Origin of the sequence: Micromonospora costi (genome assembly GCF_003626655.1) — a bacterium.
In the GTDB taxonomy this organism is placed as follows: Bacteria; Actinomycetota; Actinomycetes; order Mycobacteriales; family Micromonosporaceae; genus Micromonospora; species Micromonospora costi.
In genome coordinates, this window is record NZ_RBAN01000001.1 from 1674655 (window position 1) to 1695105 (window position 20451).

The window sequence follows — 20451 nt, forward strand, 5'->3', positions numbered from 1 at the left end:
GGTGAAGGTGTTTTCCGCTACCAGCGGCGGCAGCTTCGGCGACGGCCAGCCATGATTGCCGGGTGCGGTTCCTTCACGGCGCGGTCCCCGCGCACGACCTGACCTACAACGACGTCTTCATGGCGCCGGCCCGTTCCGACCTGGGCTCCCGCCTCGACGTCGACCTCTCCACCGGCGACGGCACGGGCACGACCATCCCTCTCGTGGTGTCGAACATGACCGCGGTGGCCGGCCGACGCATGGCCGAGACGGTTGCCCGCCGCGGCGCGATCGCGGTCATCCCGCAGGACATCCCGATCGAGGTGGTCGCGAACGTCGTGGCCTGGGTCAAACAGCGCCACCTGGTGTACGACACCCCGATCACGCTCGGCCCCACCGACACCGTGGGCGACGCCATCCACCTGCTGCCGAAGCGGTCACACGGCGCCGTCATCGTGGTGGACGAGGCCGGGCGGCCGCTGGGCGTGGTCACCGAGGCGGACACCGTGGGCGTGGACCGGTTCGCCCAGCTGCGCCACGTGATGTCCACCGAGCTGCACACCGTACCCGCGGACGCGGACCCGCGTACCGGTTTCGACCGGCTCTCGGCGGGCCGCCGCCGGCTCGCGCCGGTGGTCGACGCGGACGGGCGGCTCGTCGGCGTCCTCACCCGGCAGGGTGCGCTGCGGGCCACCCTCTACCGGCCGGCGGTGGACGACCGGGGCCGGCTGCGGATCGCCGCGGCGATCGGCATCAACGGCGACGTCACGGGCAAGGCCGCCGCGCTGCTGGAGGCCGGCGTGGACACCCTGGTCGTGGACACCGCGCACGGCCACCAGGAGCGGATGATCTCCGCGCTGCGGGCGGTCCGGAAGCTCGGGCCGGGGGTGCCGGTGGCGGCCGGCAACGTGGTCACGGCCGAAGGCGTACGCGATCTCGTCGAGGCGGGCGCCGACATCGTGAAGGTCGGCGTCGGGCCCGGCGCGATGTGCACCACGCGGATGATGACCGGCGTGGGCCGCCCGCAGTTCTCCGCCGTCCTCGACTGCGCGGCCGCGGCGCGGGCCCTGGGCCGGCACGTGTGGGCCGACGGTGGCGTCCGGCATCCACGGGACGTGGCGCTGGCGCTCGCGGCCGGCGCGTCCAACGTGATGATCGGCTCCTGGTTCGCGGGCACCTACGAGTCACCCGGCGACCTCTACACCGACCCGGACGGCCGGCGTTACAAGGAGAGCTTCGGCATGGCCTCGGCCCGCGCGGTCAGCGCGCGGACGGCCGACGACAGCCCGTACGACCGCGCCCGCAAGGCGGTCTTCGAGGAGGGCATCTCCTCGGCCCGGATGTACCTCGACCCGACCCGACCCGGCGTGGAGGACCTCATCGACGAGATCATCGCGGGGGTCCGCAGCGCCTTCACGTACGCCGGCGCCCGGAACCTGCCCGAGTTCCACGAACGGGCCGTCGTCGGTGTGCAGAGCACCGCCGGCTACACCGAGGGGATGCCGCTGCCGACGAGCTGGTGAGCCGGGACCGGGCTAGTCGACGAGGCGGCGGATGACCGCCCGGGCCGCCTCCCGAGGGTCGTCGCCCAGCCGGTCGGGCAGTGCTCCGGCCAGCCACAGCGTGGCGAAGCCGTGCACGATCGACCAGGCGGCGAGGGCGTCCCGCCCCGGGTCGCCCGGGCCGCCCCCGCGGGTGGGCAGCCCGGCCACCCGGGCCCGCAGGACGTCGCCGGCCCGGGCGCTGGCCGCCCGCACCTCCGCGGCGTCGGCCCGGTAGAGGTCGGGCCGGAACATCACCTCGAAGTGCGCGCGGTGCCGCACCGCGAAGTCGACGTACGCCACGCCGGCGGCGAGCAGGTCGTCGCCCGCGTCGCGCAGGGTCTGGGCGAGCAGGTCGAACCCCTGGACGGCGAGCGCGGTGAGCAGGCCGGCCTTGTCGCCGAAGTGGTGTGCGGGCGCGGCGTGCGAGACGCCGGCCCGGCGGGCCAGGTCGCGCAGGCTGAGGGCGGCCGGCCCGGACTCGCCGATCACCTCCGCGGCGGCGTCGAGGAGGGCGCGGCGCAGGTCGCCGTGATGGTAGCCACGCGTGGGACTCATGACGCGATCCTATCTTGCCATTGACAAGATGGCACGCGACCCGGCATCTTGTCGGTGACAAGTTTACGAGGAGGATGTCATGGCCCCCCTGATCGCACTGCTCGCCGGCACCGTGCTCGCCCGCCTCGCCGGGCTGGCCGGGTTCGACGCCCTGGACGGCTGGTCACCCGCTCTCCGGGTCGGCCTGGCCGCCATGTTCGCCCTGACCGGCATCGCCCACTTCGCCGAACCACGCCGGTCCGGCCTCGTCGCCATGGTGCCGCCGCGACTGCCCCGCCCCGGGCTGCTGGTCACCGTGACCGGCGTCCTGGAACTGGCCGGCGCGGCGGCACTGCTGATCCCCGCCACGGCCCGCTGGGCGGCGGCGGGGCTCGGCCTGCTGATGCTCGCCATGTTCCCGGCGAACGTCTCGGCGGCCCGGCGCCGGCTCACCCTCGCGGGCCGGCCGGTCACCCCGCTGGCGCCGCGGACCGCGCTCCAGGTCGTGTTCGTGGCCACGGCGGCGGTAATTTCGTTTGGCCCCTGACAATCAGGGGGCTAAGGTACTTCGCGTGGATCTGGTCACCCTTCGCGACGTGCCGATGGGCCGCCTCCTTGCGGTCGCGGGCCACGTGGTCAGCCAGCGGTGGAACCGCTTCCTGGCCGAGAAGTTCAACCTCACCCAGGCCGGCATGGTCACCCTCATGACCCTCGACAAGGCCGGCTCGCTGCCGCACCGCGAGGTGGCCCAGCGTTGCTTCGTCCGGCCGGCCACGCTGACCGGCATCATCGACACGCTGGAACGCGACGGGCTGGTCGAGCGGCAGCGCGACGACAACGACCGGCGCAGCGTACGCCTGGCCATCACCCCTGCCGGCCGCGAACGGGTGGCGGGGATCAGCGCCCTCATCCGCTCCGGGAGGCCGCTCACCTCGGTCGACGCCGACCCCGAGAAGGCGGCCGTGATCCGCGAGTTCCTGTTGGAGGTCATCGGCAGTGGAGAGGAACCGCGCATGACCGAACCCACCGACGAGACGGGAGGTCCGCGGTGCTGATCCGACTGCTCCGCGACCACCTGCGCCCGTACCCGAAACCGCTGGCCGCGGTGGTGCTGCTCCAGTTCGTCGGCACCATGGCCTCGCTCTACCTGCCCAGCCTCAACGCCGACATCATCGACAAGGGCGTGGCCCGTGGCGACACCGACTACATCGTGCGGACCGGCGGCTGGATGCTGCTCGTCAGCCTCGTCCAGATCGTCTGCTCGATCGCGGCGGTCTACCTCGGCGCCCGGACCGCGATGGGCTTCGGCCGCGACGTCCGGGCGGCGATCTTCCAGCACGTCAACCGCTTCTCGGCCCGCGAGGTCGCCCGGTTCGGCGCGCCCTCGCTGATCACCCGCAACACCAACGACGTGCAGCAGGTGCAGATGCTCGTGCTGATGAGCTGCACCATGCTGGTGGCCGCACCGATCATGAGCGTCGGCGGTGTGGTCATGGCGCTGCGCGAGGACGTCGGGCTGTCCTGGCTGATGCTGGTCTGCGTACCGGTGCTCGCCGCCGCGCTGGCGTCGGTCATCCGCCGGATGGTGCCCGGGTTCAGGCTCATGCAGACCCGGATCGACACGGTCAACCGGGTGCTGCGCGAGCAGATCACCGGCATCCGGGTGGTCCGCGCCTTCGTCCGCGAGCCGTACGAGACGCGGCGCTTCGGGGTGGCCAACGCCGACCTCACCGCGACCGCGCTGCGGGTGGGCCGGCTGCTGGCGCTGATCTTCCCGGTCGTGATGCTGGTGCTCAACGTGTCCAGCGTCGCGGTGCTGTGGTTCGGCGCGCAGCGCGTCGACTCCGGTGCCATCCAGATCGGTGCGCTGACCGCCTTCCTCCAGTACCTCATGCAGATCCTGATGGCCGTCATGATGGCCACCTTCATGCTCATGATGGTGCCCCGGGCGGCGGTCTGCGCCGAGCGCATCGGCGAGGTGCTCGACACCGACACGTCGGTGGTGCCGCCCGCCGCCCCGGCCGCCCGGGTCCCGACGACCCGCGCCGAACTCGAGCTTCGTGGGGTGCGGTTCCAGTACCCGGGCGCGGCCGAGCCGGTGCTGCGGGACATCTCGTTCCGGGTCACGCCCGGCACGACCACGGCCGTCATCGGCAGCACGGGCGCGGGCAAGACCACCCTGCTGTCGCTGATCCCGCGGCTGGTCGACGTCACGGCCGGCGCCGTGCTGGTCGACGGCGTGGACGTCCGGGAACTGGCGCCCGACGAGCTGTGGCGCCGGATCGGCCTCGTGCCGCAGCGGCCGTACCTGTTCACCGGCACGGTGGCGAGCAACCTGCGGTACGGCAACCCGGACGCGACCGACGACGAGCTGTGGGCCGCGCTGGAGATCGCCCAGGCCGCCGACTTCGTCGCCCAGATGCCCGAGGGGCTGGAGGCCCCGATCGCGCAGGGCGGCACCAACGTCTCCGGCGGCCAGCGACAGCGGCTCGCCATCGCCCGGGCCCTGGTCCGGAAGCCGGAGATCTACCTGTTCGACGACTCGTTCTCCGCGCTCGACCTGGGCACCGACGCGCGGTTGCGGGCGGCGCTGCGGCCGGTCACCGCGGACGCCGCCGTGGTGATCGTGGCCCAGCGGGTCTCCACGATCGTCGACGCCGACCAGATCATCGTGCTCGAGGACGGGGGAGTCGTCGGAGTGGGACGACACGGAGAACTACTGGAGAGCTGCCCGACGTACGCCGAGATCGTGGCCTCGCAGCAGACCGCGGAGGTGACGGCATGACCGACAGGGCGTCTGCCGTACCCGCGCAGAAACCGTCCGGCGACGGGGCGACCCCGCGGCGCCTGCCCGGCGGCGGGGGTGGGCGCGGCGGTCCGCACTTCGGGGCGGGGATGCCCGCCGAGCGGTCGATGAACTTCGGGCCGTCGGCGCGGCGCCTGCTCGGCCGGCTCCGGCCGCAGCGGCTCCAGCTCGGCGTGGTCGTCGCGCTGGCGCTGGTGAGCGTGGGGCTGAGCGTCACCGGGCCGAAGATCCTCGGTCACGCCACCGACCTGATCTTCACCGGGGTGATCGGTCGGCAGCTGACCGGCGTCACGACCGACCAGGCGATCGCGGCCGCCCGCGCCACCGGCAACGACGCGTACGCGGACATGCTGGCCCGGATGAACCCGGTGCCCGGTGCGGGCATCGACTTCACGGCGCTCGGCCGGGTGCTGTTGCTCGCGCTCGGCCTCTACCTCGCCGCGAGCCTGCTCATGTGGTGGCAGGGCTGGCTGCTCAACGGTGTGGTGCAGCGCACCGTGCTGACGCTGCGCGCCGAGGTCGAGGAGAAGCTCAACCGGTTGCCGTTGCCGTACTTCGACCGGCAGCCCCGCGGTGAGCTGCTCAGCCGGGTCACGAACGACATCGACAACATCTCGCAGAGCCTCCAGCAGACGCTGAGCCAACTGCTCACGTCGCTGCTCACCGTCGTGGGCGTGCTCGGCTTCATGTTCTGGATCTCGCCGCTGCTCGCGGTCGTGGCCCTGGTCGCCGTGCCGCTGTCGGTGCTGGTGACCCAGCGCATCGCCAAACGGTCGCAGAAGCAGTTCATCGCCCAGTGGACGCACACCGGCGAGCTGAACGGCCAGATCGAGGAGGCGTTCACCGGGCACGAGCTGGTCAAGGTCTTCGGACGCCAGCGGGAGGTCGAGGCCGCGTTCACGGAGAAGAACGAGCAGCTGTTCAAGGCGAGCTTCGCCGCGCAGTTCATCTCCGGAATCATCATGCCGTCGATGATGTTCATCGGGAACCTCAGCTACGTGGCCATCGCGGTCGTGGGCGGCCTGCGGGTCGCCTCGGGGTCGATGAGCCTCGGTGACGTGCAGGCGTTCATCCAGTACTCGCGGCAGTTCACGCAGCCGCTCACGCAGGTGGCCTCGATGGCCAACCTGCTTCAGTCCGGGGTGGCGTCGGCGGAACGGGTCTTCGCGGTGCTGGACGCCGACGAGCAGAGCCCCGACCCGGCCGAGCCGGCCCGGGTGGTCGAGCCGCACGGCCGGGTGGAGTTCGAGCACGTCTCGTTCCGGTACGAGCCGGACAAGCCGCTTATCGAGGACCTGTCGCTGGTCGCCGAGCCGGGCCACACCGTGGCGATCGTCGGGCCCACGGGCGCCGGCAAGACCACGCTCGTCAACCTGATCATGCGCTTCTACGAGCTGGACGCCGGCCGGATCACCCTGGACGGCGTGGACGTCACCACCATGCGGCGGGACGACCTGCGCGGCCGGATCGGGATGGTCCTCCAGGACACGTGGCTGTTCGCGGGCACCATCCGCGACAACATCGCGTACGGCCGGCCGGACGCGACCGAGGAGGAGATCCTCGCCGCCGCGCGGGCCACGTTCGTGGACCGGTTCGTGCGCAGCCTGCCCGACGGCTACGACACGCTCATCGACGAGGAGGGCAGCAACGTCAGCGCGGGCGAGAAGCAGCTCATCACGATCGCCCGGGCGTTCCTCGCCGAGCCGTCGCTGCTGATCCTCGACGAGGCGACCAGCTCGGTGGACACCCGTACCGAGGTGCTGCTGCAACGGGCGATGGCCGCGCTGCGCTCGGACCGGACCAGCTTCGTGATCGCGCACCGGCTCTCCACCATCCGGGACGCCGACCTGATCCTGATGATGGAGAACGGCCGGATCGTCGAGCAGGGCACGCACGAGCAGCTGCTCGCCGCACAGGGGGCGTACCACCGGCTGTACCAGTCGCAGTTCACGTCCGCGCTCACCGAGCCCGACGAGCCCACCGACGGCGCCCCCCGCCGGCCGGCACCGGTGCAGGGGGCGCTGTCGGCGTGAGCCGGTCAGCCGGGAAGCAGGTCGGCGGAGCGGGCGGCCACCACACCGGTGACCAGCCCGAGGGCCGCGTCGACGGGCATCGGGTCCAGCCCGCGCCCGTCGCGCAGCCGCAGGGCGACCCGCCCGCCGGCCGCCTCCCGGGCACCGATCACGGCGACGTACGGCACCCGGCGCCGGGCCGCCTCCCGGACCCGGGCGCCCAGCGAGCCGGCGTCGTCGACCTCGACCCGCAACCCGGCGGCCTCGGCGCGGCGGGCCAGGTCGGCCGCTTCGCCGGCCTGCCCGTCGTCCACCGGCAGCACCACCAGCTGGACGGGGGCGTACCAGGCCGGGAAGGCCCCCTCGTGCACCTCGATGAGGTACGCGAACAGGCGCTCCATGCTGCCCACCAGGCTCCGGTGCACCATCACGGGCCGGCGGCGCGACCCGTCCCGGTCGGTGTACGACAGGTCGAACCGTTCCGGCTTGTCGAAGTCGAGCTGCACGGTGGACAGGGTCGACTCCCGGCCGGCGGCGTCCACGATCTGGATGTCGATCTTCGGTCCGTAGAAGGCGGCGTCACCGGGCGCCTCGACGTACGCCATCCCGGTCAGCGCGGCCCGCAGCAGCTCCTCGGCGCGGGCCCACTGCGCGTCGTCGCCCACGTACCGCTGCTCGGGCCCGCGCAGCGACAACCGGTACCCCGCCGGGCGGACGCCGAGCGCCGCGTGGGCCTCGCGGATGAGCCGCAGGATCTCGGCGACCTCCTCCCCGACCTGCTCCAGGGCGCAGAAGTTGTGCGCGTCGTTGAGCGAGATGGCGCGTACCCGGGACAGGCCGCCGAGCACCCCGGAGCGCTCGGAGCGGTACATCCCGCCCAGCTCCGCCACGCGCAACGGCAGCTCCCGATAGGAGCGGCCACGCGCCCGGTACACGAGCGCGTGGTGCGGGCAGAGCGCCGGCCGGAGCACGAACTCGTCGTCGGCGGAGACCCGCATCGGCGGGAACATGTCGTCGGCGAAGTAGCCGAGGTGGCCGGAACGTTCGAAGAGTTCCCGCTTGCCCAGTGGCGGCGAGTAGACGTGCCGGTAGCCGGCCCGGCGCTCCAGCTCCCGGACGTACTCCTCGACCGCGTGCCGGGCCGCGGCGCCGGCTGGCAGCCAGATCGGCAGCCCGGCGCCCGCGAGGGGGTCGGAGACGAACAGCTCCAGCTCCCGGCCGAGCTTGCGGTGGTCGATCATGTCGCTCTCCCTCATGGGGTACGACCCGGAGGCGACCTGCTCCACGAACGCCGCACGGCCCTCGGGGGCGGATCGCCCCGGGGCCTTGTGGACGGAAACGTCAGTGCGGCACGCCGGGGTGTCCCGGCGTCGTGGTCAGGTTCGCACTGCGCATGGCGCGACCGTACGCGCGGCCGGCCGGCGGGCGCACCCGGTTTTCGGGCGGCCGGGCATCGGGGCGTTGCCTGGCTGAGGCCGCCCGCAGCGCTCGGGGGAACCGGCCGCTCGGGGCGCTCGGCCTGCCCGGGGCGTCCGGGCCGCTCGGGGCCGGCTCGGGCGCGGGCGGAGGGGCGGGAGAGGGTGGGCCGCCGGCACGGGACCTGCCGGCGGCCCGGGGCGACCCGGTCGTCAGGAACGGGGGACCCGACGGTCGTGGGGCCGCGCGGCCACAACGGTACGCCGACGGACGCCGATCCGCCGACCGTACCGAGGGCCGTGACCGGGAGCGGTGCCGGCTCGTTGTACCCGGGTGGCCCTGCCGTGTCCATGGTCACCACCGCCCAGGGCTGTCAGCGGTGACGCCGGACACGCCGTCAGGCTCGGTACATCCGATCGGCCGCATCCGGCGAGGTGGCAGGCGTGCCCGAACTACTCACTGACGTCGCGTCGCCGACGTGGGCGTACCTCGCGCTGCTCGGCCTGCTCCTCGCGGACGCCTTCGTCCCGGTGATCCCCACCCAGGCCATCATGATCACCGGCGGCGCCCTCACCGTGTACGGCGGGCTGGACCTGACCCTGACCATCGCCGTGGGCGCGGCCGGGGTTTTCGCCGGGGACCTCGCCTGCTACCTGCTGGGCCGAACCGCCCCGGACCGGCGGGCGCCCCGGCACGCCGAGCCGAGCCGGACCCGCCGGGTCGCCGACCGCGTCACCCAGGGCTTACGAAGACCCGGGCCGCTGGTCATCCTGCTCTGCCGGTTCGTGCCCGGCGGCCGGATGGCGGCCTGCTTCTCGGCCGGCCGCAGCCGCTACCCGTACCGGCTCTTCCTGCTCTACGAGACGACCGCGGCGGTGGGCTGGGCGACGTACGGGGGGCTGGTCGGCCACCTGGGCGGCACCGCGCTGACCGAGTCCACCTGGCGGCTCGCGGTGATCGCCGCCGTGGCGGCGGTCGGCTTCGCGGGCGCCGGCTGGGCCATGACGATGGTCAGCGCCCGCCGCGCCAATCCCGACGTCCCCGTGAAGCTGGGGCGCGACCGCGGCAACACGGACGTCGCGCTGTCCGCCCTACCGGTACACCCCGACATCACGGAACCCGGGCCGGTCACACCCCCCGGTCGCTCCTAGGGGTGGTCCCCGGGAGGGAATTCGGTGGCCCGCCCCGATCCGTTTCGGGTGGTTCCGGCGACAGGCTGAGGCATGCCTGGAACCCGCACAGCCGGCCTGCTCGCCCTGGGCGGCATCGCCCTCGCGGCGCTGCTCGCCGTGATCGGCCACGTCGAGGTGAACGACGACCTGTCACCCTGGTCGCTGACCGTCAGCGACTTCGCCGTCTCCGACCGGGGTGGCGTGATCGACACCGCGATGGTGGTGCTCGCGCTGGCCACCGCCGTACTCCTGCCTCCGCTGCGGCGGCCGGCCGCGGCCCGGCCGACCGGCCGCCCCACGGCCGGGCCGGGGCGCGGCCCGTTCGGTTGGGCCGAGGCGCTCCTCACGACCTGGGTCCTGGGCCTGCTGCTGGCCGCGGTCGTGCCGACGAACGAGCCCGGGCTGCCCATGGACACGGCCGCGTACGTGCACCGGTACGCCTCGGTCGTGGCGTTCCTGGCCCTGCCCGTCGGCGGTTGGCTGCTCGCCGCCCGGCTACCCGCCCCCGCCGGGCGCTGGGTACGCGGGTTCGCGGTCGCCAGCGTGGTGCTCGCGGTGGCCATGGTCTGGTCGGCGTACCCGGGCGACCGGGTGCTCATCGGCCTCGTCGAACGAATGCTCATCCTCACCGAGGTCGCCGCGCTCACGGTCCTGGCCCTGACCGTGGCCCGCCCCATCACCCGCGATCATGCAGTTGTGGTGCCCGACAAAGGCGACGAAGCACCAGCAAACGACCACCACAACTGCATGATCGACGCGAAGGCGCGGCCGGTCACTCCAGCTCGTGCAGCATGAGCTGACGGGCGGCCTCGGTGACCGAGCCGGAGAGGCTCGGGTAGATCGTGATGGTCTGGGCCAGCTCGTTGACGGTGAGGTTGTTCTCGACCGCCATCGTGATCGGCAGGATCAGCTCGCTCGCCTTCGGGGCGACCACCACACCCCCGATCACCTGACCGCTGGCCGGCCGGCAGAACAGCTTCACGAAGCCGTCGGCGAGGTCGTCCATCTTGGCCCGGGCGTTGCCCGACAGCGGCAGCATCACCTGCCGGGCCGGGACCTTGCCGGCGTCCACCTCGTCCTGGGACACGCCCACGCTGGCCAGCTCGGGGTCGGTGAACACGTTCGCGGCGACGGTGCGCAGCCGCAGCGGGCGGACCGCCTCACCGAGCGCGTGCCACATGGCGATCCGGCCCTGCATGGCCGCCACGCTCGCCAGCGCGAGCACACCGGTGCAGTCGCCCGCGGCGTAGATGCCGGGCACGTTGGTCCGGGACACCCGGTCGACGGTCACGTAGCCGCCCGGGGACAGCTCCACCCCGTACTCGGCGAGGCCGAGGTCAGCGGTGTTGGGGATGGAACCGACGGTGATCAGCGCGTGCGAGCCCTGCACCATGCGGCCGTCGGAGAGCTCGACCTCGACGCCGGCCTCGGTGCGCCGCACAGCCGCCGCGCGGGAGTTGTTGAGGATGCTCATCCCCCGGCCACGGAAGACCCGTTCGAGGGCCGCGGCGGCGTCCGCGTCCTCGTGCGGCATCACCCGGTCACGGCTGGAGACCAGCGTGACCTCGATCCCCATGGCGAGGTACGCGCTCGCGAACTCGGCGCCCGTCACGCCGGAACCGACCACGATCAGGTGCTCGGGAAGCTCCGGCAGGTCGTACACCTGACGCCAGGTCAGGATGCGCTCGCCGTCCGGACGCGCGGTGGGGAGCTGGCGCGGCGTGGCGCCCGTGGCGATCAGCACGGTGGACGCGTCGATCGTGTACTCGGCGCCGCCGTCGGCGGGGGTGACGACCACCCGGTGGGTGTGACCCAGCGTGTCCTCGCCGAGCCGCGCGCTGCCGGCCACGAACGTGACCCCGGCCTTGAGGAGCTTGGCGTGGATGTCGGCCGACTGGGCCAGCGCGAGCCGCTTGACCCGCTGGTGCACCGCCTGCGCGTCGACGGTGACCGCCTCGAGCCCGTCGGAGTGCACCCCGAACTCCTCGGTGTCCCGGTAGCCGGTCACCACCTCGGAACTGGCGATAAAGGTCTTCGACGGTACGCAGTCGGACAGCACGCAGGCGCCGCCGGCGCCCTCGGCCTCGACCACGGTGACGTCGGCGTCCAGCTGTGCGGCGACCAGCGCCGCCTCGTAGCCGGCCGGCCCCCCGCCGATGATCACGATCCGGCTCACAGCACTCGCCCTTCGTCGATGCTCACAGTGACTTTCTTCTCCCGAACGCGTCCGACACGCACCGTCGTATTCTCCCCCACCCGTCGGCCGGGCTATCGTCATCGCCGTGCGTCTTCACGCCGCCTACGGCTCAAATCTCGACCCCGGCCGGATGCGCGCCTACTGCCCGCATTCGCCGATGGTGGGCACCGGCTGGCTGGAGGGCTGGCGGCTGACCTTCGCCGGTGAGGACGTCATCGGCTGGGAGGGCGCGGTGAGCACCGTCGTCGAGTCCCCCGGCGACCGGGTCTTCGTGGCGCTCTACGACATCCACCCGTACGACGCCGCCCAGCTCGACGAGATCGAGGGCGTGACCTCCGGCACGTACCGCAAGCTGCACGTCCGGATCTCCACGCTCGACGGGGACGTGACCGCCTGGATCTACGTCTTCGACGGCTACGAGGGCGGCCTGCCGACCTCGTGGTACCTGTCGGAGATCGCGAACGCCGCCGAGAAGGCCGGCGCGCCGGACGACTACGTCACCGAGCTGCGGTCCCGCCCCACCGGCACGGCGTCGGCCTGACCGACCCCGGGGCAGCCCGGAGCACGGCGTCCCCCGGAAGCCGCGCAGCGCGTGTCGCACCCGGCCAGTCTCCTACCGGCGCCCGCGGGGCGGCCCGCCGGCCCCGGCCGGCGTCGTCCATCACACACCCGCGGGCGGCGCCGGCACGGCAGCGGCGGGGACGACCAGCTCGTACATGTCGGTCCAGCGGGTCTCCCGCAGCCCCACCGACCGGTACAGCGACAGCGGAGCGGTCGGGTTGGTGAGGTCCACGCCCAGGCCGGCGGCGGTGCGCCCCTTTTCGGCGTACCGGGCGAAGGCCCGGCGCAGCAGCGCGGCGCCCACCCCGCGCCGTCGGAAGGCGGGCAGCACCGACAGGCTCCGGACGAAACCCTCGTCCTGGTCGAGCGCCTGGTCGGACGACTGGAGCGCGCCGGCCGGCACCCCGTCGACCTCGGCCACGAACCACTCGTCCCAGGTCGTGCCGTGTTGGGTGATCTTCTTGCGCCACTCGGCGTAGCCGAGGGGCTCGTAGTCGGGTGTGTCGCGGAACGCGGTGTCGAAGATCCGGTGGAACTCGCGCAGGTCCCGCTCGTCCTCGGAGCGGACCGGGCGGACCGTGACCCCGGGCGGCGGTGGTGGCTCGACGGGCAGGTCGGCCAGCGTGCGGCGCATCCGCACGTACCGCTTGGCGAGCGTGAAACCGGCGTCGCGCAGGCTGCGGTCCCAGTCCCGCTCCGGCTCGAAGACCGCGCAGCGGACGGTGAGCGCCGGCAGCCCGCGCTCGGCGGCCCGCTCGGCGACGCGGTCGAGCTGGCGGGCGAGCAAGGGCTCCCGCACCTGCCCGCCGCGCTCCGGGTCGACGTAGACCTCGACGAACTCCCGGCCCACGCCGGTGGGGTTGTCGATGCTGGCCCAGCCGACCACCGTGCCGTCCGGGTCCAGGGCCAGCCACGAGTCGCGGGACGGCTCGACGTACGGGGCGGTCAGGGCCGCCTCGACGTCCGAGGCGTCGAAGTCCGGGTAGCCGACGGCGAACGTGTCCGCGGCGTGCACCACGGCGAGGATCGCCGGGACGTCGTCGAGGATGGGCCGGCGCGCGCTCCAGCCAGCGGGGAGGGTCACGCCGCCGATCCTGACAGGACGGCAGCGCCGACGCCTTCGATTTACCGCTCAGACGGCGGGGTGCGACCGCCCCACCGTGCCAAGCCGGGCCCGGGTGGCGGTGAGCAACTCGACGAGGTCGGCGCCGTCGACGGGACCGAGCGCCGCGAACGCCGGCGCGGCCAGCCGGTCGGTTACCGCCTCGGCCCACAGCCGGCGCCGGACCAGCGGCCCGACCGCCGGGTACGGGGGCGGCCAGCCGCACGCCATGGCGCCCGTCTCCCCGTCCGGCCCGGCGAGCACCGCCTCCAGTGGTGTCATCCCGGCCGCCCGGACGGCCAGCAGGTATGCGCCCGTGAAGTGTTCCCGGAGCAGCCGCAGGGCCGCGGCGGCGCGGGCGCCGGCCGACCGCCCGGGGACCGGCATGGCCCGCCAGGCGGCGAAGAGGGGCATCCCGCTCGCGTCGGCCGCGGCGACCGCGCGCTCCAGCAGCACGGCGAGCCGGTCGATGCGGGGTACGCCGTCCAGTTGCTCCGCACCCCACCGGCAGCACTCGGCCAGCGACGCGGCGGCCACCTCGAACGGCCGGACCGTCCGCGCCGCCCCGTCCCAGCCGTCCGCCACCGCGTCCGGCGCGAGGAAGCCGAGCGCGGCGGCGACCGTCTCGGCGCGTACGTCGCCGAGGGCCCCGGCCCGGCCGCTCACGTAGAAGGCCCAACCGGAGATGCCGAGCAGCCGCGCCCGGCGCAGTGTGACCGGGCAGCGGGTGTACGCCTCGCCGAGGTCGAGCACCAGGGGCTTGCTGACGGCGGCTACCTGCTCCGGGGTCATCGGCGCCACCCGTGCCGGCCGGCGCCGGCCCGCACCTCACGTCCGTCCATCGACGTCAGTCTGCCTCGCCACCGCCGGTCCCGGCAGCCCCCTCCTCCTCGGCCTCCAGCGCTTCCATGGCCGCCTCGACCTCTCCGGTGCGCCGGCGCGCCGCCGTGAGGGTCCGCTCCGCGCCGCGACGGGCCAGCTTGGCCCGGCTCAGCTCCTGCTCCGCCACCGCCCGTCGCCGTTCCAGCTCGGCCAGCTCGGTCTCGATGTCGTCGAGCGCGGTCGCGCCGTCCCGCTCGGCCTGCGCGGCGTCCGCCAGCTCCCCCTCGGCCCGCTCCTGGTCGGTACGCGCCTTCGCCAGCTCGCGTTCCAGCGCCCGGCGCTGGCGCGCCCGCTCGGCCCGTGCCGCCCGCTCGGCCCGTTCCGCGGCCCGCTCGGCCGCCCGGTCCCCCGGTGCCCGCTGGGCGGGCGCCCGGCCCGCCTCCTTCCGGGGCCGGCGCTCCTCTTCCTCCTCCTCGCCGCCGGTGACCAGGCGCAGTTGTGGCCGGGGCACCTCGCCGAACCCGGCGTAGCTGGCGGCCCGCAGCAGCCGACCGGCCTGCACCTGCTCGGCCACCTCCGTGTCGGAGAGCGCGGCGTTGAGGGTCGCCTCCACCTCGGCCAGCGGCAGCTTCCCGGCCGACGGGGCGCCGGACTCCTTCGCGGCCAGCTTGCGCACCTCGGCCACGAGGGCGCCGACCGCCGCCCGCCGCTGCGCGGAGAGTTCCCGCAGGCGTGAACCGCGCAGCTCCCGCTGGGCGGACCGTAGCGACTCGGCGAGCTGCACCAGGTCGGCCACGAGGTCGGGCCGGCGGATGGCGAGCAGGTTCACCAGCCACGCGGCCACCGTGGGACGGCGCAGCCGGGCGATCTGCCGGGCGGTCGCCGGATCCCCGGCACGCCGTGCCTCGGCCACGGCCTCGTCGCGGGCTGCCACGAACCGGTCGGGGGGCGTGCTGTAGAGCTGCTGGACCAGCTCGGGTGAGGGGCCGGGCATCGCCTCAGGCGTCCAGCCGCGTACCGGGCTCCAGCCGCCGGTAGTCGGTGCGGGAGAGCGCCGTGTACTGGCGGTCGAGGACCGCGTAGCCGTTGTCGTTGAGCAGCGCGTCGTGCAGCGCGTACGCCCGGCGCGGCGCGACCGCCCGGATGAAGTCGACCACCTCGGAGAACTTGCTCCAGGGAGCATGGATCGGCGCGAAGAGCGTGTCGACCGGCACGTCGGGCACGACGAGCGAGTCCCCCGGGTGGTAGACCACGTCGTTGACCAGGTAACCCACGTTCTCCACCACCGGGATGTCCGGGTGGATCACCGCGTGCCGCCCCCCGTACGCGCGGATCGCCACCCCCGCCGTGGTGAACGAGTCGCCCGGCTGGACCGGTCGCAACACCTCGGCCGCGTCGCCGAGGGCGGCGGAGAGCGAGGCCGGCCCGTGCACGACGAAGGGCCGCCGGTCGAGCTGCCGGGTGACCGCCTCGGCGTTCAGGTGGTCCGGGTGCTCATGGGTGATCAGCACCGCGTCCGCGCCGTCCAGCGCCGCCGGGTCGCTGAACATGCCGGGGTCGATGACCAGCACTCCCCCGTCGTGCTCCACCCGGACGCACGAGTGGGCGTACTTGGTGAGCTGCATCGTGACTCCTCGATTATCGAATCGTGACGTCCTGAGCGCAGTCTGCCGGAACCGGCGTGCTGGCGCGCCGCGTCCGAGGTATCGCCCACCCGGGCGGACGGAGACGGGAGCGGGGATGGACGGACGGACGACCCGGCGTCGCAGTGTGGCGCTGGCGGCGATGGGATTGACGGCGGCGTTGGCCCTGGGCGGCTGCAGCGCGTCCGGCGACAGCGGCAGCGAGGCCACCTCGGCCCGGGGCCCGGCGGCCGACAGCGCGAACGGAGGCGCCGCCGACCGCGACGCGGCGGGTGCCGGCGCGCCGGGCGCCCGCGCACCAGGCACCGGCGCGCCGGGCTCACCCGACCTGCGCGTCGACCAGCGGTCGATCATCTACACCGGAACGATGCTGATCCGGGTGGACGATGTGGACGGCAAGTCGCGGCGCGCGGTCGAGATGGTCACGGCGGCAGGCGGCTTCGTCGGCGCCGACCAGCGCACCAGCGCCGACGCCGACGCGCGGAGCGAGCTGCAACTGCGCGTGCCGGCGGCGCGGTTCACGGCCGTGGTCGACGAGCTGGCGAAGCTGGGTCGGCAGGAACGGCGTGAGGTCCACACCGAGGACGTCACGGAGGAGACCGTCGACCTGGACGCGCGGATTGCCACGCAGCGCGCCCGGGTGGACAGCGCCCGGCGGCTGCTCGCCCGGGCCACCACGATCACCGAGCTGGTGTCGCTGGAGAGCGAGCTCGGCAAGCGGGAGGCGGACCTCGCCTCGCTGGAGGCGAAGAAGCGCCGCCTGGCCGACCTGACCGCCCTGTCCACCATCACGCTGACCCTCGTGGGGGAGGACGTGACCACGGCGGACGAGGAGACCGAGCTGGGCTTCCTCGTCGGGTTGAGCAACGGCTGGCGGGTCTTCCTGGTCTCGATGACCCTGCTGCTGACCGTGCTCGGCGCGGTGCTGCCGTGGCTGGTCGCGTTCGGCGTACCGCTGGCGGTGCTCCTCGTGGCGCTGCGCCGGCGGCGGCGCCGGCGGTCGGAGCCACCGGTCAGCGCGCCGCCTCCAGTGCCCGCAGCGCGGTCTGCACCATGACGCGTACGCCGGCCGGGATGGCCCGTTCGTCCACGTCGAACGAGGCGCGGTGCAGGTCGACGTTGGGCCCGGACCGCCCGACGCCGAGCCGGGCGAGGGCGCCGGGGACGTACTCCAGGTACCAGGAGAAGTCCTCGCCGCCCATGCTCTGCGGCGTCTCCGCGACGCCTTCCGGCCCGAGCGCCGCGGTGGTGGCCGCGGTGAGCACCTGGATCGCCCGGGCGTCGTTGCTGACCGGCGGGCGCCCGCGCAGGTACTCCAGGTCGACGGTGGCGCCGGTCGGGGCGATCACGTCCCGCACGACCTGGCCGACGATCTTCGGGGCGAGTTCCCAGGTGTCGCGGTCCAGCACCCGCAGGGTGCCGGACGCGCACGCCTCGGAGGGGATCACGTTGTAGCGGGTGCCGGCCTGGGCGTGGCCGAACACCAGCAGCAGCCCGCTGTTGGCCGGCACCCGGCGGCTGACCAGCGCGGGCACCTCGGTGACCAGGCGGCCGAGGGCGTCGACCAGGTCGACGGTCAGGTGGGGGCGGGCCGTGTGCCCGCCCGGCCCGGTCAGCCGGACGGTGACGTTGTCGGCGGCCGCGGTGATCGGGCCGACCCGCAGCCCGATCCGGCCGACCGGCAGGTTCGGGTCGCAGTGCAGCGCGAAGATCTGCACGACGTCGTCCAGGCCGCCGGCCCCGATGACCTCCAGCGAGCCGCAGGGCAGGATCTCCTCGGCCGGCTGGAAGATGAGCCGGACGCGGCCGTCCAGCTCGCCGCGCGCGGCGAGGTGGGCCAGGAGCATCCCGACGCCGAGCATGACCGTGGTGTGCACGTCGTGGCCGCAGGCGTGGCAGACCCCGTCGACGGTGGAGCGGTACGGCACGTCCTTGACGTCGGTCAGCGGGAGCGCGTCGATGTCGGCCCTCAGGGCGATCACCGGGCCGTCGGGCCGGCCGTCGATGTCGCAGAGGACACCGTTGCCCTTGGGCAGCATCCGCGGGTTGAGGCCCGCGAGGGCGAGTTCCCGCGCGACCAGGGCGGCGGTGTCGAACTCGTTGCCGGACAGCTCCGGGTGGGCGTGGATGTGACGACGTGTGGCGATGAGCCCGGGTACGCGGAGCGCGAGCAACTGGTCCAGCTCGAACGGCAGCGGTAGGGACCCGGATGGCGTCTCCGGCCAGGGCGACGCCAGCTGGCTGCCGGTCGGCAGCGTCAACGCACTCGTCACGTCGAATTCTCGATCACTAGAGATGGATGGATCATCAGGAACAGCAGACAGCCTAGACCTCCGCCGGTGACGCTGCGCAACCTCGTTCCGGTAGTGATCGGAGCGCACAGCGTCACGAATGCCCTGCTGGGGGCGCTCGGAGATCCGCGGGACAGCAGGTAGATCGCGTTCGGACGCTGCCATCCGCCGGCTCACCTCCTACAACGCGTAACCGATTCGGCGGTCACGAATTCGCGCGCCCCCACGCGGGCCTTCGTTGCGAATTGTCGCATTAGTCAGCTTGATGAACTGACACTCCGCCAATTCGCCGACCACACTCCGCAACGAGCCGGAACAGACGCTCACACGCGCCGGTCCGGCGGAACCGCACACCGTGTCCGTTCCCGTTCACCCGGCCGGGGTACCCGCAAACCTCACGGGCACACGCCGGACGCCGGTCGGGGCCGCGCCGCCCCGGAGCGGGCGACGCCTCGCCGGCCGGGGACCTGCTCCGACTGTAGCTCCCCGAGGAGGCGATGATCGAGCCGCTGACCAGCAGAAACACGACAGCCGCCCGGCGCGTGGCGCCGGGCGGCCGTACGGACGCCGGGGACGGGCCGGCCCGCCTCCGGGCCCCGTCAGAACCGGTCGCTGGGCCGGTACTGGCCCCACACCTCCCGCAGCGTCCCGCAGACCTCGCCCACCGTGGCCCGGGCCCGCAGCGCCTCCTTCATCGGGTAGAGCACGTTCTCGCTCCCGGAGGCCGCGGCCCGCAGCTCGTCGAGCGCACGCTCGACCGCGCCCGCGTCCCGGGTGCGCCGCAGCTCGGCGAGGCGCTGCCCCTGCGTCGCCTCGATCGCCGGGTCGACCCGCAGCGGCTCGTACGGCTCCTCCTCGTCGATCTGGAACCGGTTCAGCCCGACCACCACCCGCTCACCCGAGTCGATCTCCTGGGCGATCCGGTACGCGGACTGCTCGATCTCCCGCTTCTGGAAGCCGGCCTCGATCGCGTCCACCGCCGAACCGTGGTCGAAGACCCGGTCCATCAGCTCGGTGGCCGCCTCCTCCAGCTCGGCGGTCATCGCCTCGACCACGTACGACCCGGCGAACGGGTCGACGGTGGCCGTCAGGTCGGTCTCGTACGCCAGCACCTGCTGCGTACGCAGCGCGAGCCGGGCCGCCTTCTCGGTGGGCAGCGCGATCGCCTCGTCGAAGCTGTTGGTGTGCAGCGACTGCGTGCCTCCGAGCACCGCCGCGAGCCCCTGCACCGCGACCCGGACCAGGTTGACCTCCGGCTGCTGCGCGGTGAGCTGCACGCCCGCGGTCTGCGTGTGGAAGCGCAGCATCATCGACTTCGGGTTCTTCGCGCCGAACTCGTCCCGCATGAGCCGGGCCCAGATCCGCCGGGCCGCGCGGAACTTGGCGACCTCCTCGATCAGGGTGGTGCGGGCCACGAAGAAGAACGACAGCCGAGGCGCGAAATCGTCCACCGCCAGGCCCGCGGCGAGCGCCGCACGGACGTACTCCACGCCGTTGGCCAGGGTGAACGCGACCTCCTGCGCGGGGCTCGCGCCGGCCTCGGCCATGTGGTAGCCGGAGATGGAGATGGTGTTCCACTTCGGCACCTCCTTGCGGCAGTAGCCGAACGTGTCGGCGACCAGCCGCAGCGAGGGCTTCGGCGGGAAGATGTACGTCCCCCGGGCGATGTACTCCTTGAGGATGTCGTTCTGGATGGTCCCGTTCAGCGCCGAGCCGGGTACGCCGTTCTCCTCGGCCACGAGCTGGTAGAGCAGGAGCAGCACCGAGCCGGGCGCGTTGATCGTCATCGAGGTGGAGACCTTGTCCAGCGGGATGCCGTCGAAGAGCAGCCGCATGTCCTCGATGGAGTCGATGGCCACCCCGACCTTGCCGACCTCGCCGTGCGCGATCGGGTCGTCCGAGTCGTAGCCCATCTGGGTCGGCAGGTCGAAGGCGACGGAGAGGCCCATCGTGCCGGCCCGCAGCAGCTGGTGGTAGCGCGCGTTGGACTCGGTGGCGGTGCCGAAGCCCGCGTACTGGCGCATCGTCCACGGGCGGGAGGTGTACATCGTCGGGTAGACCCCGCGGGTGTACGGGAACTCGCCCGGTGCGCCCAGCCGGGAGTCCAGGTTCTCCGGGAGGTCGGCCGCCGTGTAGACGCCCTGGATGGGGAAACCGGACTCGCTTGACCGCCGTTCGCTCATCCCCGGATGGTAGGACGAGCCGCCGCGGCCCCGGGTGAGGGATTCCGCACACTGCGTCGGGGAAGGTCAACGACAGGTGAACGGCTCGGCACGTAACGTCGAGTTCGATAAACGTCCGACGCGTCGGCTTTCGCATCGGGCGTCGGAACCAGCAAGATAGGGGGGTTGTGTCCCAGCCCCCTCGATATC

The 20451-nt window shown here is 73.3% G+C and carries 18 protein-coding genes; 9 read left to right on the forward strand and 9 right to left on the reverse strand.

Translation table 11 applies throughout. The features are described from left to right. Positions 1–62: 62 nt before the first annotated feature. Positions 63–1502 (forward strand): GuaB1 family IMP dehydrogenase-related protein, encoded by a 1440-nt coding sequence (locus D7193_RS07560; RefSeq protein ID WP_120778567.1) that lies wholly within the window; start codon positions 63–65, stop codon positions 1500–1502. A gap of 12 nt (positions 1503–1514) precedes the next feature. Here the strand turns inward: D7193_RS07560 and D7193_RS07565 are convergent, their stop codons facing one another. Next, positions 1515–2078, reverse strand: a complete 564-nt coding sequence (locus D7193_RS07565; RefSeq protein ID WP_120778568.1) for a TetR/AcrR family transcriptional regulator — start codon at positions 2076–2078, stop codon at positions 1515–1517. Positions 2079–2157: 79 nt separating this feature from the next. On the opposite strand from D7193_RS07565, the gene D7193_RS07570 reads away from it, so the two are divergent. The 4 genes from D7193_RS07570 to D7193_RS07585 are packed head-to-tail and all read left to right on the forward strand — an operon-like array spanning position 2158 to position 6896. Then, positions 2158–2604: a DoxX family protein gene (locus D7193_RS07570; RefSeq protein ID WP_120778569.1), complete on the forward strand. Its 447-nt coding sequence runs from the start codon at positions 2158–2160 to the stop codon at positions 2602–2604. A gap of 25 nt (positions 2605–2629) precedes the next feature. Beyond that, the gene (locus D7193_RS07575) at positions 2630–3112 is read left to right on the forward strand and encodes a MarR family winged helix-turn-helix transcriptional regulator (RefSeq protein WP_241562842.1); all 483 of its coding nucleotides are present in this window, start codon (positions 2630–2632) and stop codon (positions 3110–3112) included. Further along, positions 3106–4842, forward strand: coding sequence for an ABC transporter ATP-binding protein (locus tag D7193_RS07580; protein WP_120778570.1), 1737 nt, complete (start codon positions 3106–3108; stop codon positions 4840–4842). The genes D7193_RS07575 and D7193_RS07580 overlap by 7 nt, the downstream gene beginning before the upstream one ends. Then, complete coding sequence (locus D7193_RS07585) at positions 4839–6896, forward strand: ABC transporter ATP-binding protein (protein ID WP_120778571.1); 2058 nt, start codon at positions 4839–4841, stop codon at positions 6894–6896. Before D7193_RS07580 ends, D7193_RS07585 begins: the two co-directional genes overlap by 4 nt. A 5-nt stretch (positions 6897–6901) precedes the next feature. On the opposite strand, the gene thrS is transcribed toward D7193_RS07585, so the two are convergent. Further along, a complete protein-coding gene (gene thrS, locus D7193_RS07590) occupies positions 6902–8116 on the reverse strand; it encodes a threonine--tRNA ligase (protein WP_120778572.1) in 1215 nt (404 codons plus the stop codon). Between the two features lie 618 nt (positions 8117–8734). On the opposite strand from thrS, the gene D7193_RS07595 reads away from it, so the two are divergent. Continuing rightward, positions 8735–9442: a DedA family protein gene (locus D7193_RS07595; protein WP_120778573.1), complete on the forward strand. Its 708-nt coding sequence runs from the start codon at positions 8735–8737 to the stop codon at positions 9440–9442. 72 nt (positions 9443–9514) lie between these two features. Then, on the forward strand, positions 9515–10258 hold the full coding sequence (locus D7193_RS07600; protein WP_120778574.1) for a DUF998 domain-containing protein: 744 nt from the start codon (positions 9515–9517) through the stop codon (positions 10256–10258). Here the strand turns inward: D7193_RS07600 and D7193_RS07605 are convergent. Continuing rightward, complete coding sequence (locus D7193_RS07605) at positions 10236–11639, reverse strand: NAD(P)H-quinone dehydrogenase (RefSeq protein WP_120778575.1); 1404 nt, start codon at positions 11637–11639, stop codon at positions 10236–10238. The genes D7193_RS07600 and D7193_RS07605 overlap by 23 nt on opposite strands. Before the next feature lie 106 nt (positions 11640–11745). Here D7193_RS07605 and D7193_RS07610 point away from each other — a divergent pair, with 106 nt between their 5' ends. Further along, a complete protein-coding gene (locus D7193_RS07610) occupies positions 11746–12201 on the forward strand; it encodes a gamma-glutamylcyclotransferase (RefSeq protein WP_120327610.1) in 456 nt (151 codons plus the stop codon). 120 nt (positions 12202–12321) lie between these two features. On the opposite strand, the gene D7193_RS07615 is transcribed toward D7193_RS07610, so the two are convergent. The 4 genes from D7193_RS07615 to D7193_RS07630 are packed head-to-tail and all read right to left on the reverse strand — an operon-like array spanning position 12322 to position 15770. Continuing rightward, positions 12322–13305 carry a GNAT family N-acetyltransferase gene (locus D7193_RS07615; protein ID WP_120778576.1) on the reverse strand — a complete coding sequence of 328 codons (984 nt, stop codon included), beginning with the start codon at positions 13303–13305 and terminating at the stop codon, positions 12322–12324. Positions 13306–13353: 48 nt separating this feature from the next. Then, positions 13354–14115, reverse strand: coding sequence for an SCO6745 family protein (locus D7193_RS07620; protein WP_120779338.1), 762 nt, complete (start codon positions 14113–14115; stop codon positions 13354–13356). 55 nt (positions 14116–14170) lie between these two features. Next, positions 14171–15139 carry a hypothetical protein gene (locus D7193_RS07625; RefSeq protein ID WP_120778577.1) on the reverse strand — a complete coding sequence of 323 codons (969 nt, stop codon included), beginning with the start codon at positions 15137–15139 and terminating at the stop codon, positions 14171–14173. Between the two features lie 4 nt (positions 15140–15143). Next, the gene (locus D7193_RS07630; protein WP_120778578.1) at positions 15144–15770 is read right to left on the reverse strand and encodes an MBL fold metallo-hydrolase; all 627 of its coding nucleotides are present in this window, start codon (positions 15768–15770) and stop codon (positions 15144–15146) included. Between the two features lie 115 nt (positions 15771–15885). Here D7193_RS07630 and D7193_RS07635 point away from each other — a divergent pair, with 115 nt between their 5' ends. After that, positions 15886–16845 carry a DUF4349 domain-containing protein gene (locus D7193_RS07635; RefSeq protein ID WP_120778579.1) on the forward strand — a complete coding sequence of 320 codons (960 nt, stop codon included), beginning with the start codon at positions 15886–15888 and terminating at the stop codon, positions 16843–16845. Here the strand turns inward: D7193_RS07635 and D7193_RS07640 are convergent. Together D7193_RS07640 and D7193_RS07645 are read right to left on the reverse strand one after the other, a co-directional pair. Next, positions 16802–18061, reverse strand: coding sequence for an amidohydrolase (locus D7193_RS07640; protein WP_120778580.1), 1260 nt, complete (start codon positions 18059–18061; stop codon positions 16802–16804). The genes D7193_RS07635 and D7193_RS07640 overlap by 44 nt on opposite strands. 617 nt (positions 18062–18678) lie before the next feature. Then, positions 18679–20262, reverse strand: a complete 1584-nt coding sequence (locus D7193_RS07645; RefSeq protein ID WP_120778581.1) for an acyl-CoA mutase large subunit family protein — start codon at positions 20260–20262, stop codon at positions 18679–18681. Between the last annotated feature and the right edge of the window lie 189 nt (positions 20263–20451).

Excerpts from the sequence above, each read along its gene's own strand:
- D7193_RS07585 (WP_120778571.1), top strand. The coding sequence starts at position 4,839 with ATGACCGACAGGGCGTCTGCCGTACCCGCGCAGAAACCGTCCGGCGAC.
- D7193_RS07645 (WP_120778581.1), bottom strand. The coding sequence starts at position 20,262 with ATGAGCGAACGGCGGTCAAGCGAGTCCGGTTTCCCCATCCAGGGCGTC.
- D7193_RS07570 (WP_120778569.1), top strand. The coding sequence starts at position 2,158 with ATGGCCCCCCTGATCGCACTGCTCGCCGGCACCGTGCTCGCCCGCCTC.
- D7193_RS07630 (WP_120778578.1), bottom strand. The coding sequence starts at position 15,770 with ATGCAGCTCACCAAGTACGCCCACTCGTGCGTCCGGGTGGAGCACGAC.
- D7193_RS07625 (WP_120778577.1), bottom strand. The coding sequence starts at position 15,139 with ATGCCCGGCCCCTCACCCGAGCTGGTCCAGCAGCTCTACAGCACGCCC.
- D7193_RS07635 (WP_120778579.1), top strand. The coding sequence starts at position 15,886 with ATGGACGGACGGACGACCCGGCGTCGCAGTGTGGCGCTGGCGGCGATG.
- D7193_RS07565 (WP_120778568.1), bottom strand. The coding sequence starts at position 2,078 with ATGAGTCCCACGCGTGGCTACCATCACGGCGACCTGCGCCGCGCCCTC.
- D7193_RS07620 (WP_120779338.1), bottom strand. The coding sequence starts at position 14,115 with ATGACCCCGGAGCAGGTAGCCGCCGTCAGCAAGCCCCTGGTGCTCGAC.
- thrS (WP_120778572.1), bottom strand. The coding sequence starts at position 8,116 with ATGATCGACCACCGCAAGCTCGGCCGGGAGCTGGAGCTGTTCGTCTCC.
- D7193_RS07600 (WP_120778574.1), top strand. The coding sequence starts at position 9,515 with ATGCCTGGAACCCGCACAGCCGGCCTGCTCGCCCTGGGCGGCATCGCC.